We start from the raw sequence: 13661 nt of genomic DNA, 5'->3' as shown, positions 1-13661 counted from the left end.
ATCCGAATGCCCGACGTCCACCGTCCTGAAGCGCTCGTCGTCATGTCCCGAGAGGCGTTCCGCAACCAGTTCGGCGAAGAGCAGCTCTCCCGGCTGCGCACGCTGGCCCGCGTGCCGGAACCGCTCTTCGTCGAGGATCTGGACGACCCGGCGCTCGGCGAGCGCCTCGCCGGCGTCGAGGTGCTGCTCACCGGCTGGGGAGCCCCGCAGCTCACCGCGGGTCGCCTGGATCGGATGCCGCGGCTGCGGGCGATGCTGCACAGCGCGGGATCCGTCCGCCCGCACGTCACAGAAGAGCTCTGGCGCCGCGGAGTCCGCGTCGCGGCGGTCGCCGAGGTGAACGCGGCACCGGTCGCGGAGTTCACGCTGGCCGCGATCGTCCTCGCCGGGAAGAAGGCGCCCTTCCTCGCCGCGGGCAGAGATCCCCGACGAGACGGGGACGCCGCGCTGACGCGCTTCGGCGGGCTCGGCAACTTCGGCGTGACGATCGGCGTCGTCGGCTTCAGCCGCATCGGGCGCCGCGTCGTCGCACTGGCGCAGCAGCTCAGCGCGGTCACGGTGCTCGTGGCGGATCCGTTCGCGGACCCGGACGAGGTGCGCGCCGCCGGCGGTCGCCCCGTCCCGCTGGAGGAACTCCTCCCCCGCGTGGACGTGCTCTCCCTGCACGCCCCCGAGCTCCCCTCGACCCGGCACATGATCTCCGCCCGCGAGCTGTCCGCGCTGCCCGACCACGCCACCGTGATCAACACCGCCCGCGGCAGCCTCATCGACACGGAGGCGCTGGTGCGCGAGTGCGCCGCCGGCCGCCTCAATGCGATCCTCGACGTGACGGATCCCGAGCCGCTGCCCGAGGACTCGGGGCTGTACGGCCTGCCGAACGTCATGGTCACCCCGCATCTGGCCGGCTCCCTCGGCAATGAGCTGCACCGGCTGACCGAGGCGGCCCTCGACGAGCTGGAGCGCTTCGCCGCGGGGCGGCCGCTGCACGAGGAGATCACGGCCGAGAGCCTGCGCTTGAGCGCCTGAGCGCCTGCGGCTACTCAGCCGCGCCGGGCGTCCGCCCGCGGGTGCACGAAACCGGAGAGCGCGCCCAGCGTCGCACCGACGAGCGTGTCCACCACCCGCTCCGCGATGAGGGCGCCGGGCGTGCCGGCACCGCCCGCGGGCGAGGTGGAGACGATCAGCAGCAGCACGAGCGGTGTGATGAACACGAGGGCGAGCGCGTAGTTGCGGATCACGAAGAGCTCGGCGCCGAACTGCAGCGCGCCGAACAGAACGGGCAGCGCGAACCCGGGAAGCGGCAGCGCGGCGAGGGCGGCGAAGAGGCCCGCTCCCACCACGGTGCCGACCAGGCGCTGGCTTCCGCGGATGAACGCCACCCGGCGCCCCGCGTTCACGCCGATCACCGCCACCCCGGCGCACACCGCCCAGTAGGCGCGCTCCGCGTCCACGAGCAGCAGGCTGAGCAGCGTTCCGATCGCCGCGACCACGATCACGCGCACGAGCAGCGCGCGCGAGTCGGGCCCCAGCGCGAAGTTCGCCTCGATCGACTGCCCGATCCGCTCGGACCCCGGTCGTGCGACGCGCCGCACCAGCACGAAGACCACGGCCGTGGCGCAGGTGATCGCGACGCCGGTCGTCAGGGCGATGAGGAACAGCAGCGGATCCGCGTGCCTGCGGCCGTCGACGACCGCCGTCACGTGCGTGGCGATGCCGTAGGCGAGCACGAAGAACACGGGTCCCGGGGCTCCGAGCCGGAAGCCGAAGTGCAACACGGAGATCACGAGCGTCACCACGACCAGTCCGATCGCCGCGAGAAGCGGGACGGGGGCGAGGGCGACGCCCGCCGCGGCGCAGGCCACCAGCGCCAGCCCGAGGACGGGGAGCGCACGGGCCCTCGTCGCCGGCGCCACCGCGGTGAGGTAGGTCGCCACGAAGGCGCCGCCCGCAGCCTGCAGACCGAGATCGCCGCGGCCCAGAGCGGTGAAGAGCCCGAGGGGGAGGAACATCGAGAGCGCCGCCTGCAGCGCGATCGACCAGCGCGGCGAAGGGGCCGGCGCGAGCGTCACGAGGCTTCGGAACCAGACCCGGAGGTGGCCTTCTTCGGGGAGCGCCTCGTCCTCGCCCATCCGGTCGGGACCCTCTGCGGGCGCCGCCGATCCTCCCGAAGTCACACAGGACACGGTACTGGATCGGATCGGCCCGCGCCCGACCGTCGTCGATCCGGAGCGGTTCCGCGCGGACGGACGCCGGGCCTGGACGCACGACTCGTGCGGGCGCATGCTGGAGCCATGACCGGCTTCCAGACCACGCACGCGTTCAGCGGCTTCAGCGTCGACGACATCGACGCCGCCCGAGCCTTCTACGGCGACACCCTCGGTCTGGAGGTGACGACCAACGCGATGGGCTTCCTCGACATCCGGCTGCCGCAGGGCGGATCCATCCTGGTCTACGCCAAGCCGAACCACACGCCCGCGAGCTTCACGATCCTGAACTTCCCCGTCGATGACGTCGAGGCCGCCGTGGACGACCTCAACGCCCGGGGCGTGGTCACCAAGATCTACGCGGATCCGGATTTCGGCACCGACGCGAAGGGCATCGCCCACGGCGCCCCCGGCCGCGGCCCGGACATCGCCTGGTTCACCGACCCGGCCGGCAACGTGCTGTCGGTGCTCGCCGCCGGCTGACGCCGCCCTGCCTTGACTTCGAGTGCACTCGAAGTCGTAGCGTGGGGCTCATGCCGGAAGCCATCACGACGCGCTCGATCTCCGAGGCCGCGCACGAGCTCGGGCTCACGGCGCACACCCTGCGCTACTACGAGCGCGAGGGGCTCCTGCTGACGCCCCTCGACCGCGTGTCATCCGATCGCCGCCGATACACCGACGGCGACATCGCCTGGCTCGGGTTCCTCCGCAAACTCCGCTCCACCGCCATGCCGATCGCGACACTGCGCCGCTACGTCGAGCTCGCCCGTGCCGGCGACGGCACGAGCGCGGCCCGGCTCGATCTGCTGCGCGAGCACCGTGAGACGGTGCTGGCCCGGCGAGCGGAGCTGGACGACGCCCTCGGCGCCATCGACCTCAAGATCGCCCTCTACTCCGAAAGGCTCTCATGAAGCACGCGACACTCGGCACCCTCTCCGTCGGCCGGCTCGGCCTCGGCTGCATGGGGATGTCGGCCTTCTACTCCGGCGCGAACACGGACGAGGCCGAGTCCATCCGCACCATCCACCGGGCGCTCGATCTCGGCGTCACCATGCTCGACACGGCGGAGATGTACGGCCCGCACACGAACGAGGTTCTCGTCGGCCGTGCGCTCGCAGGCCGGCGCGACGGCGTCGTCATCGCCACGAAGTTCGGCATCCTCGCGGGGGCGGACGGCGGCCGACGGCTCGACGGCCGCCCGGAGAACGTGCGCCGCTCGGTCGAGGGATCGCTGCAGCGCCTCGGCACCGACCGGATCGATCTCTACTATCAGCACCGGATGGATCCGCAGACGCCGATCGAGGAGACCGTGGGGGCTCTGGCCGAGCTCGTCGCGGAGGGGAAGATCCTGCACTACGGGCTCTCCGAAGCCGGAGAGGAGACGCTCCGCCGTGCGCACGCGGTGCACCCGGTCACCGCGCTGGAGACCGAGTACTCGCTGTGGACCCGGGAGCCCGCCGAGCAGCTGCTGCCGGTGCTCCGCGAGCTGGGCATCGGCCTCGTGCCGTACTCGCCGCTCGGGCGGGGGTTCCTCACCGGTGCGATCCGCTCCGCCGACGCCCTGGACGCGGGCGACTTCCGCCGGAGCAACCCGCGCTTCTCCGGAGAGAACCTCGAGGCCAACCTGCGGATCGTCGAGGCCGTCGAAGGGGTGGCCGCCGAGCTCGATGCGACGCCTGCCCAGGTCGCCCTCGCCTGGGTGCTCGCCCGGGGCGACGACATCGCGCCGATCCCCGGGACGAAGCGCGTCTCCCGGCTCGAGGAGAACGTCGCGGCGGACGCGCTCGTGCTCACCCCGGAGCAGATCACGGCACTCGGGGCGCTTCCGTCCGCCGCGGGCGACCGCTACGCCGACATGTCGAGCATCGGACGCTGAGCGCCGGGCGCCGGTTCGCCGTCAGCCGGCGAACCGGCGCTGCACCTCGGCGTAGGGCAGGGCTCCGTCGAGGAAGCCGAGCGTGCCGGTGTCGAGCAGCTCACGCCCCGCGCGTTCCAGGGCGGTGAGGGCGGCGCGGGCGAGGCTGCCGCCCAGGCTCACCCGCCGGACGCCGAGGGCGAAGAGCTGCGGCACCGGGACGACGTGCGCGGCGAGTCCCGCCACGATGTTGAGCGGGACGGGGATCTCCGCGGCCAGACGGCCGATGGTCCCCTCGTCGTTCACCCCGGGCACGAACACGCAGTCCGCGCCCGCCTCGACGAAGCGCTGCGCCCGGGCGACGGTCTCGGCGAACGGGTCGTGGACGCCCGGCACGAAGTAGGCGTCGGTGCGGGCGTTGAGCACGAACGCGCCCCGGGGCGCCGCGTCCCGCGCCGCGGCGATCCGGTCGGCCGCCTCGTCGATCCCGAACAGCGCTCCTCCCGCGGCATCCTCGAGGTTGGCGCCGACCACTCCGGCGCCGCGAGCCAGGGCGACGGTGCGGCCCACCTGCTCCGGGGTGTCCCCGTAGCCCGCCTCGAGGTCGGCCGACACGGGCAGGTCGACCGCCGCGGCGATCGCGGCCGTGTGGGCGAGCATCGTGTCGAGGTCGAGCGCTCCCCCGTCCGGGATGCCGAGCGACCAGGCGATTCCCGCGCTGGTGGTCGCGATCGCAGCGAAGCCGAGCTGGGCGAGGATCCGCGCCGATCCCGGATCCCAGGCGTTCGGCAGCACGAAGCCGTCGCCGTGGTGGAGGGCGAGGAACGCGGATGCCCGGTCTTCGGTCATGAGGTCTCCGTCAGCGCTCGGGATCGTCGCCGCGGCTCCATGCGATCGCGATGAGCCGGCGCAGCACGTCCAGGTCGATGTCATCGAGCTTGCGCACGTAGACGCAGCCGCGACCCTCCGTGAAGGTCCCGAGGCTCGGCAGCAGCGCGGCCCCCTCGGGCAGATCCTTCAGTCCGTAGAGGGAGAGCTGCGCCTTGCGGGGCGAGAACGCGACCTTCGGCCAGTCGCCCTCGCTGCTCGCGCCGCGATAGCGGTAAGTGCCGTAGCCGACCATGGTCGGCCCCCACAGCACGGGCTCGGCGCCGGTCTCCTCGCCGAAGATCTCGGCGAGGGCCAGCCCGTCGAGGCGGCGCCGCTCGGGCGTCGCCGCCTCGAGGAACGCCGTGACGTCGGCCGTCGTGGGCTGGGTCTTAATCTCGGCCATGGTGCCATCATGGTGCACGGCGCCGACATCGCACAGGCCGTCGCACGATCGGAGCAGGCGGCTCAGGCGATCCGCGTGAACCTCGGCCCGCTGTAGCCGTCGCGGTCGACGTGCTCCTCGAACATCGCGAGAGGCCGTGCCCAGTGGCTGTAGTCGTCGTAGAGCTTGCGGTAGAAGACCAGCTGCTCCTCGGTCTCGCTGTGCCGCCCGACGGCGATCACCTCGTAGCGGGCGCCCTTGAAGTGCTGGTAGATCCCCGGTGCGACCGACATGTGCGCACATCCCTCCGCCGAGTCCTGCGCCGGTCCGCCCGGCGACCTCCCCGTGGCGCCGGCGGCGATCACGAGGTCCGATCAGAGAGCCTCCCACGTCGGCGCGGGCCGCACCAGCTCGGGCGGCCGGAGGGTCCGTCGCTATCATCGGGTGATGGCCGATTCCTCCGCAGCGCCCCGCAGCACCGGCCGCTATCGCAAGGGCATCGCCCGCCGCCAGGAGATCCTCGACAAGGCGATCGAGGTGTTCGCGCGACGGGGGTCGCAGAAGACCAGCCTGCGCGCGATCGCGCAGGAAGTCGGCGTCACGCACGCGGCGCTGACGCACTACTTCGGATCCCTGGAAGAGCTGCTGGTCGAGGTGTACCGCGCCTCGGAGACCGCGACGGACGCGACGCATCCGATCGCGCCGGAGGCCAGTCCAGCGCGGTCGATGCGCACCGCGGCGGAGCGCAATCGCAGCATCCCCGGTCTCGTGCAGCTGTACTCGACGCTCGTCTCGACGGCGCTCGAGGACTCGCACGGCGCCGCGCAGGAGTTCATCACGCAGCGCTTCAGCCGGCTGCGCACGACGATGGCGGAGCAGGTGCGGATCCTCCAGTCCTCGGGCGCACTGCGCGCCGACCTGGATCCGGATCTCGTCGCCGCTCTCGTGATCGCCGCATCCGACGGCCTGCAGACCCAGTGGCTGCTCGACGACACCGTCGAGCATGAGGCGGCTCTGGACCTGCTCGACCGCCTGCTGTCCGGAGGCGTCACCGGCTGACGCGACCGTCTCACCGGCTGATCCGGAAGCCGTGCCGACGACGTCGCATCGGGACGCCGTGCGCAATTCAGGCTGTCTTCAGGCCGGGGCAGCACGTCGGCGCGGAAACATGCGGCTCTGGCCGGCGCCGACGGTCGTCCAGCCTGAATTGTGCGCACGGCGCCGACCGGAACCGGGCAGAGGCCGGCGGATCCGGGACTCGCGCACAGGCTGGACCTCCGGATCCCGGCAGCCGTGGTGGGGCGGCGATCGGCACGCCGCCCCACCGCGTCAGAGGGTGGACGCGAACGGGTCGAAGCCCTCGGGCAGCAGCGGCACGGGGCCCACGGTGCTCTCGACCGCGACCGTGCGGCCCGTGCGCGCGGACTCCTGGGCGGAGAGCAGCACGTCGAGCACGTGGAAGCCGAGCTCGCCCGACGCGACGTGCGGGCGGCCCGCGGCGATCGCGCGCACCATGTCCAGCGCGCCGAGCCCACGGCCGATCTCGATGTCCTCGTGCGAGATCTCGATCCACTCCTGCTCGAAGGACATGCCGTCCCGCAGCACGCCGAGCGGCTTCACACACGCGATCCGCCCGGTGAACATGTTCGGATCGGGGATGACGATGGTGCCCTCGGTGCCGTGGATCTCGACGACGCCGTGGCGCTCCAGCGCGGAGTCGAAGCTCAGCAGGCTCTGCGCCTGCGCGCCCTGCTCGAAGGCGGTGACGATCTGGATCGTCGACGGAACCTCCACGGGGAACAGGGTTCCCGCGTTCGGACCCGTCCGGATCTCACGCTCCTCGCGCGCCTTGGTACCGACCGCGGCCACGCTCTCCACGGGCCCGAGCAGGCTGACGAGCGCCGAGAAGTAGTACGGCCCCATGTCGAGCAGCGGGCCGGCGCCCTCGGCGAAGAGGAACGCGGGGCTCGGGTGCCACAGGTCGGGGCCCTGCGTCTGGAAGGCCGTCTGCGCGAACAGGGGACGGCCGATCACTCCGCTCTCGATCGCCCGCCGGGCGGCCTGGAACCCTGGGCCGAGCAGCGTGTCCGGTGCCGAGCCGACCCGCAGCCCTGCGGCCGCGGCCTCGCGCAGCAGCTCGGCCGCGCCCTCGCGATCGAGACCGAGCGGCTTCTCCGTCCAGACGTGCTTGCCGGCGGCGATGGCCGCCCGCGACACCTCGATGTGCACGGCGGGGATGGTGAGGTTGATCACCAGATCCACGCCCGGATGCGCGAGGACGTCATCGGCGGATCCGAACGCCGGCACCCCGTACTTCTCGGCCTGTGCCTGCGCCCGGTCGAGCAGCAGGTCGCCCACGATGAGCACCTCGGTGTCGGGGAACCGCCCGAGGTTCTCCAGGTAGGTGTCGCTGATGACGCCGACGCCGATGACGCCGATCCCGACCGCGCTCATCGGGCGAAACCGCCCTCGGTAAGGAACGCGTAGCTCGCCGCGATGTCGGCGAAGACGTCGCCAGGGGCGTTGTCGTACTCGATGATCGCGTACTGCACGGCGGATGCCGCGCGCAGGGCGTCGGCGAGCGGCACGTCGCCGGTGCCCGCGTGACGCTGGTCGAGGCTGTCCGAGCCGAACTCGCCGGCACCCGGGGCGAACGGGTTCGTCTCGGGGGCGACGCCGTCCTTGACGTGCACGGCGACGAGACGGTCGCCCAGACGCGAGACGAGACCGGGCACGTCCTGGCCTCCGACGAGGGCCCAGTAGAGGTCGAGCTCGAGCGCGACGCGCTCGTCGGTGAGGGCGACGAAGCGCTCGTAGGCGCTCTGTCCGTCGAAGTCGGCGACGAACTCCTGCGCGTGGTTGTGGTAGCCGACGGCCAGGCCGAAGCCCGCCGCCGTGTCCGCCAGGGCGTTGAGCCGGTCGGCGATCTCGGTCACCCCGTCGAGCGTGAACCAGCGCTCCGGAGCCACGAACGGGTCGATGACCGTGGTCATGCCGAGCTTCGCGGCGGCCTCGAAGACGATCTCCGGCGCCGGCGTGGGAATGGATCCGTCCGGCGTCCACAGCTCATCGGACAGCAGCGGCGCGTGCCCGGTGGGCGAGGCGAGACCGGAGGCGTCGAGGGCGGCGCGGATCTCGTCCGGCCGGCGCACGAAGTCGAACGCCTCCACGTTGCGCAGCCCGATGGCGGCGAGCTTGTCGAGGGATCCGCCCATGTCGGCGGAGAACTCCGCCGCGAGCGTGTAGAGCTGAACCGATGCTTCTGGCAGGACCACGTTGACCTTCCTTGTCTGCTTCTCTGCGGGGCGGGCGGTCTTCGCCCGTCCGCTCAGGGTAGCAGAAACCTCCACGTGGAGGTAATGGTTTTCGAAGCGGATCCCCGAGAGCCGCACGCACTCGCGAGCGGAACGAGACCCGGGCGATTCGGTTCATGTCCGAGGGGGTGCCTAGTCTCGACGCATGGCCACGCTCGATGATCTGCGTCGTGTCGCCGCCCCTCTGCCCGGCAGCGAGGAGCGCACGACGACCGGCGGTGCCGCCTGGTTCGTCCGCAACAAGCTCTTCGCATGGGAATGCTCTCCGTGGCCGAGCATCTCAGAGGACCTCCGTGAGGTCATCGCCTCCGAGCTCGTGGTCGGCGTGAAGGTCGCCGACGAGCTCGATGCGCTCGCGTTGCGCGAAATGGCGCCAGACGTGTTCCTCGGCCGAACGACACGGTGGGGCGAACCGAAGATCGCGTTCCGGATGCGGGAGATCGACGACGATCATCTCGCCGAGCTCGTGACCGAGGCTTGGCGCGTGCAGGCGCCCCGGCATCTGCGCCGCGAGTTCGACGACAGGTAGATCGCCGGCGTCCGTTCCGCGGTACGACGGATCCCGCGTCTCTCCGCTCCAGCACCGACTCGAATGCCGTCGGGCGAGCGGCCCTGCGGGTTTCTCGCCGATCGGCACGGCCGACGTGGCGCAGATCTACGACAAAACCCCCGGGAAGATCCGGGGGTTTCATTGCGGAGACGGAGGGATTTGAACCCTCGGTCCCCTTGCGAGGACTCCACCTTAGCAGTGCCTTTTCAGGCGCCTGGGATGCAGAATTCTGGGCATCTGTGCACGGCCTACACGCGCTGTTCCCGCGTGCTCGGATCGTTCCGCTCCCCTGACACTCCCCTTGCGAGCACATGCGATGAATCACCGGCAGCATGCGCGAACACCAGCCGAAAGGCCGGCCAAGCGCCGTCACCCGCGACCTAATGCACGAGTGTGGGGACTGCCCGCTCGGCGTGGATCGCCGGCGTCGCGGCAAGACCGGACTCGGCATTGCACACTCCTCGACCAGCTCGCATCGTTCGCCAGTTCCGGCGTCGACGCCGTCGGAACCAGTGAACGGGGCCATACATCGGGGCGCCGATCCGTCGGCGCCGGCTGAGGTGCTCGGTTGACCTGCGGAGGGGGACGAGGCGTCGTGGGCAATAGCTACGATTGAGCTCGGCGCTACAGCGGCCGACGTCACCGCGGCGCGCGCGCCTCGCGGAGAGAGTGTTGAGCGAGCCAACACCGTGAGGGGGCTTTCAGTGTGGATCACGGGGGATGTTGAGATCCCGCAGGCGGTTGTCGACGCGCATGCCGATGGCGATTTGGTCTTCTTTGTCGGCGCCGGAGCGTCTATGGGACCGCCGTCGAGCCTGCCCTCGTTCGAGGGCCTCGCGAAGGCTATGGCTGAGAAATCGGGAGTGCGATTCTCGAATAAGGGCGGGCTCGACTTCTTCCTCGGATCGCTTCCCGAGGGTTTCGACACCCGACGTCACGTACGCGACGAAATCAGGAGCGGACCTCCGGAGTTCAATCCCACCCACACTGCCATCACGCAGCTCGCGGCGACGAGTGGGAAGTTCCGGGTCGTCACCACAAACTTCGACCTCCTTCTCGAAAGTGCGGCCGCTGCCGCTGGTGTCATGCCTGCCGATGTCTGGCACAGTCCGGCGCTGCCCATCGGTTCCGACTTTGCCGGGCTTGTGTACTTACATGGGTCTGTGCGTCGCCCGCACGATGAACTGATTGTCACCGATCGCGATTTCGGCCGCGCTTACATCACGGAGGCATGGGCGACGCGGTTCCTGTTGCCGATGTTTGATAAGCGCACGGTGGTATTCGTCGGATACAGCCACGAGGACACCATCATGCGATATCTCGCGCTCGGACTTCCTTCGAACACCCGCCGGTACGCGTTCACCAACGACGCGACGGATCCGAAGTGGGAACATCTCGAGATCACTGCCATCCCGTATACGCTCCGCGGTGAACATGACCACGGAAATCTCGAAGATGCTCTGATCACCTGGGCGCAGCGCGCAAGAATGGGAGCGCTCGAGCACGATACTCGAGTTCGGGAGATTGTCAACGGCGACTCGACAACCCTCCCGCTTCCCGAGCGCGACTACCTCATCTCCCAGATCGAGACTGAGGAAGGGGCACGCCGCTTCGCCTCTAGTGCGACCGAGCATCGCTGGCTGCGATGGCTCGAGGGCACCCACATCTTCAAGGCTCTCTTCCAAGGAGGCCCTGCCTCCCCTTCGAGTGGCGTTCTCGCACGGTGGTACTCCACCTTCGTCGAGAACCCCGAGACGAGCGATCTCGCCCTTCACACGGTGCGGCGCCTCGGACGACGATTCTCCGACGGTCTGCTCTTCTCCATCGCGCTGGCGACGGAGGCGCTATTCCGCATCGATCCCGAGCGCGGCTCAAGATGGCGAGTGCTCTTGATGACCTCGATCGAAGGACGTACAGCCCCCGGCGATCCGGGTTCCGCACTCCGCTTCGGGCATGGGGGAATGTCGAATACTCGGGCCGTCGTCCGGTCTGTGCTGCGCCCATACCTTGTGCTCGAGCGGGGATGGCTCCCGGACAGCGACAGCAACCGTCCGCCGAGCGCCGACCTCGGATGGCCCGTGGAGCCACGGGACCTGCACAAGATCGTGACCGAACACGCGACATCTGCGGACTCTGGCGATCCTTCAACCCTCAGCTTCTTTGAAGAGGCGCTCCACAGCGCCTACGACCTCGTCACCGCATACAACGGCGCGACTGAACACGCCAGTTTCCGCTTCAGCAGAAGCCGAATCGAGGACCAGCCGCGACAGCGCATCCACCACATCGACTCCATGATCGACGGCCTCCGCATCGTCGGAGAGCTCCGGCTCCAAGACGAACCCGATTTGCCAGACCGCTGGTGGCTGTTCGACCGCGTTCTGTTCCGCAGGCTGGCACTTCATCTCATCGCCGAAGACACTAGCCGCTCCGCAGATGCCAAGGTCGCCTGGGTGACGAACCGCGAGAGCATCTTTCTGGGTGGCGTGAAGCATGAAGTGTTCCGGATCCTCGCTAACACGGTCGCTGAGACAAGCGCCGCACAGCGAGCGGTGCTACTCGAAGCAGTGCGGCGAGGCCCGCAGTTCCCCGCGGACATCGAGGACCTGGCGCGGCATATTGCCTACAGCAAGTTCAACGTCTTGGTTTGGATTACTCGCGCAGCACCGGATTGGACTGAAGCAGCAGCCGAACTCGCCGCGATCCGGGCTGAGTACCCTACCTTCACGGAACGTGAAGAGCCCGACCAAGATTTCACGGTCAGCACCGGCACATGGGGCGGGGTGCTTCCCATGGAACCTGAAGACTTCGTCGGGATTGTCACATCGGACGGGGCTGACGCTGCCCTGCGTTCAGTGCTGGCTCGCGACTATTCCGAGCGCAACTTCAATGAGCCAACCTGGCACGATGCGCTCGATCTGTTCCGTCGCGTGGCCTGCGAAGATCCTGCATCCGGTCTCGAGCTCCTAGAAGCGCTGAACGCCCTCGACGACGAGAGGCACGAACAGATTCGGAAGTCAATCGTGTCGGGCTGGGCTGAGGCGGTCATAGATGAGCCGACGAGGCTCAGAGTCATCGAGGTGCTTTCTGAGGACGCCCTGCTCGTCGGCTCTCCCCGGCCTGTGGGGCAATTCCTGCTCGGCCACATCCGCCAGATCGTCGACGCCGGTGCAACCGCCTCCGCCGACAGTTTGCGAGAGCTTGCACAAGGCCTTCTCGCGAGGAACGCGAACGACCAGAACTCGTTTCCCTCCGGCTACGACGGGCCAATCCTCGCGTTGAACTCCTGGCCTGGAGAGCTCACAATGTATTGGCTGACAGAGATCGACCGACGCTGGCGCAGCGATCGCGACGGCTGGGGTGGGCTGAATGATCACGAAGCCGCGGCACTACGGACATTGCTCGCACTTCCGAACCTGGCAGCTGGCACCATTCCCGCAATAGCCCGCGAACTTTTCTTCCTGTTCGCCGCTGACGAAGCATTCACGACCGACAGCGTAATCCCGCTGTTTATCAACTCAACCGCCATGGTGGGAGCCTGGAAGGCATATCTCTACGGGCCGCGCATCAATGACCGAATGCTGCAGAACGGAATGTTCGCCGCCCTGTTGAGCATGTGGGACCGACTGTCCGACCTTGACGATGAAGCGCTGATCAGGCAATTCCTCTCACTGGCCGCGTCCATCGCCGGAGACGCAGGAATCTCAGCGGCTGAGCACAGACAATTGCGCCTTACTAGCGTCACCGCCCAGGGCGGCGTGCACGCGCCCCGCTTCGCGGAGGAGGTCGCCCAGGGGCTGGCTTCCGGCGTCGAAGATGGGGCGACCGCCTGGGTGACCTGGCTTCGAGATCACTTGGAAGATCGCTTGAACGGTGTCCCCCGGGACCCCGTCCCTGCGGAGCTAGCTGCGTGGGCCGACGTCGTTCCCCTGCTCGGAGCGCGCATTCCAGAGGGGATCGCCACGTTCCACGGTCGTGCGCCAGGATTGGACCCAGACCACCCGAGCATCGACATCCCCGCCGAGGCAATCAACGCGCACGGGTCGGCAATCGTTGCGTTCTTAACGGAGCGGGTCGCGAACACCGAACCGAATAACATGATGCTCACCTACGAGCTTCATGAATTGGTTGAGAGCCTCAGTGTGCACCTCTCGTCGGAGGAGCTCGCCCCGCTCGTGACGGCAGCACGAGAGAAGGGCTACCTTCTGCCTGAAGACTGACCGTCGCCCATGGACCAGTTGCGCGAGGGGTAACTTGGCGACGTGCTTCGCGACGCTCGGCACACCGTGTGCACGTGGCGCAACTGATGTAGCCCGCCTCGTCATCCCGGCCGGTAACGTCACACTCATGACCGACACGGACCCGCAGCCCGCCCCAGACGGAGCCTGACCCGCTTTTCCGGACGGGTTGTTTGTGTTGATCATGCCGCGGTGGCGGCGGGGATGTGAAGTCGTTCGAACTCCACGGGGCTGAGGTTGCCGAGGGAAGT

The 13661-nt window shown here is 69.0% G+C and carries 13 protein-coding genes; 7 read left to right on the top strand and 6 right to left on the bottom strand.

Annotation, left to right across the window (positions count from 1 at the left end):
* Window positions 1-6 precede the first annotated feature (6 nt).
* Window positions 7-1026 carry a hydroxyacid dehydrogenase gene (locus tag WFJ01_RS17045; RefSeq protein ID WP_336629799.1) on the top strand — a complete coding sequence of 340 codons (1020 nt, stop codon included), beginning with the start codon at window positions 7-9 and terminating at the stop codon, window positions 1024-1026.
* A gap of 14 nt (window positions 1027-1040) precedes the next feature.
* On the opposite strand, the gene WFJ01_RS17040 is transcribed toward WFJ01_RS17045, so the two are convergent.
* Complete coding sequence (locus tag WFJ01_RS17040) at window positions 1041-2174, bottom strand: FUSC family protein (RefSeq protein ID WP_336629798.1); 1134 nt, start codon at window positions 2172-2174, stop codon at window positions 1041-1043.
* Between the two features lie 117 nt (window positions 2175-2291).
* Here WFJ01_RS17040 and WFJ01_RS17035 point away from each other — a divergent pair, with 117 nt between their 5' ends.
* The 3 genes from WFJ01_RS17035 to WFJ01_RS17025 are packed head-to-tail and all read left to right on the top strand — an operon-like array spanning window position 2292 to window position 4080.
* Complete coding sequence (locus WFJ01_RS17035; RefSeq protein ID WP_336629797.1) at window positions 2292-2687, top strand: VOC family protein; 396 nt, start codon at window positions 2292-2294, stop codon at window positions 2685-2687.
* Between the two features lie 50 nt (window positions 2688-2737).
* Window positions 2738-3115, top strand: coding sequence for a MerR family transcriptional regulator (locus WFJ01_RS17030; protein ID WP_336629796.1), 378 nt, complete (start codon window positions 2738-2740; stop codon window positions 3113-3115).
* Window positions 3112-4080 carry an aldo/keto reductase gene (locus WFJ01_RS17025; protein WP_336629795.1) on the top strand — a complete coding sequence of 323 codons (969 nt, stop codon included), beginning with the start codon at window positions 3112-3114 and terminating at the stop codon, window positions 4078-4080. The genes WFJ01_RS17030 and WFJ01_RS17025 overlap by 4 nt, the downstream gene beginning before the upstream one ends.
* Window positions 4081-4101: 21 nt before the next feature.
* On the opposite strand, the gene WFJ01_RS17020 is transcribed toward WFJ01_RS17025, so the two are convergent.
* From WFJ01_RS17020 to WFJ01_RS17010, 3 genes are all read right to left on the bottom strand, one after another.
* On the bottom strand, window positions 4102-4908 hold the full coding sequence (locus WFJ01_RS17020) for an isocitrate lyase/PEP mutase family protein (protein ID WP_292886600.1): 807 nt from the start codon (window positions 4906-4908) through the stop codon (window positions 4102-4104).
* Between the two features lie 10 nt (window positions 4909-4918).
* Window positions 4919-5332 carry a DUF1801 domain-containing protein gene (locus WFJ01_RS17015; protein WP_336629794.1) on the bottom strand — a complete coding sequence of 138 codons (414 nt, stop codon included), beginning with the start codon at window positions 5330-5332 and terminating at the stop codon, window positions 4919-4921.
* A gap of 62 nt (window positions 5333-5394) precedes the next feature.
* Window positions 5395-5604, bottom strand: coding sequence for a DUF1653 domain-containing protein (locus tag WFJ01_RS17010; protein ID WP_292886605.1), 210 nt, complete (start codon window positions 5602-5604; stop codon window positions 5395-5397).
* A gap of 154 nt (window positions 5605-5758) precedes the next feature.
* Here WFJ01_RS17010 and WFJ01_RS17005 point away from each other — a divergent pair, with 154 nt between their 5' ends.
* Entirely contained in the window at window positions 5759-6370 is a 612-nt protein-coding gene (locus tag WFJ01_RS17005) for a TetR/AcrR family transcriptional regulator (protein WP_336629793.1), read from the top strand.
* 270 nt (window positions 6371-6640) lie between these two features.
* Here WFJ01_RS17005 and WFJ01_RS17000 read toward each other — a convergent pair whose 3' ends face one another.
* Together WFJ01_RS17000 and WFJ01_RS16995 are read right to left on the bottom strand one after the other, a co-directional pair.
* A complete protein-coding gene (locus WFJ01_RS17000) occupies window positions 6641-7765 on the bottom strand; it encodes a Gfo/Idh/MocA family protein (RefSeq protein WP_336629792.1) in 1125 nt (374 codons plus the stop codon).
* Window positions 7762-8586 carry a sugar phosphate isomerase/epimerase family protein gene (locus WFJ01_RS16995; RefSeq protein ID WP_336629791.1) on the bottom strand — a complete coding sequence of 275 codons (825 nt, stop codon included), beginning with the start codon at window positions 8584-8586 and terminating at the stop codon, window positions 7762-7764. The genes WFJ01_RS17000 and WFJ01_RS16995 overlap by 4 nt, the downstream gene beginning before the upstream one ends.
* 184 nt (window positions 8587-8770) lie before the next feature.
* On the opposite strand from WFJ01_RS16995, the gene WFJ01_RS16990 reads away from it, so the two are divergent.
* Both WFJ01_RS16990 and WFJ01_RS16985 read left to right on the top strand, forming a co-directional pair.
* The gene (locus WFJ01_RS16990; RefSeq protein WP_336629790.1) at window positions 8771-9154 is read left to right on the top strand and encodes an MmcQ/YjbR family DNA-binding protein; all 384 of its coding nucleotides are present in this window, start codon (window positions 8771-8773) and stop codon (window positions 9152-9154) included.
* Between the two features lie 725 nt (window positions 9155-9879).
* Window positions 9880-13392, top strand: coding sequence for an SIR2 family protein (locus WFJ01_RS16985; RefSeq protein WP_336629789.1), 3513 nt, complete (start codon window positions 9880-9882; stop codon window positions 13390-13392).
* Window positions 13393-13661 lie beyond the last annotated feature (269 nt).

Source organism: Microbacterium sp. MMO-35 (genome assembly GCF_037147555.1).
Lineage (GTDB): Bacteria > Actinomycetota > Actinomycetes > Actinomycetales > Microbacteriaceae > Microbacterium.
This window is presented reverse-complemented; position numbering and strand designations above follow the sequence as displayed.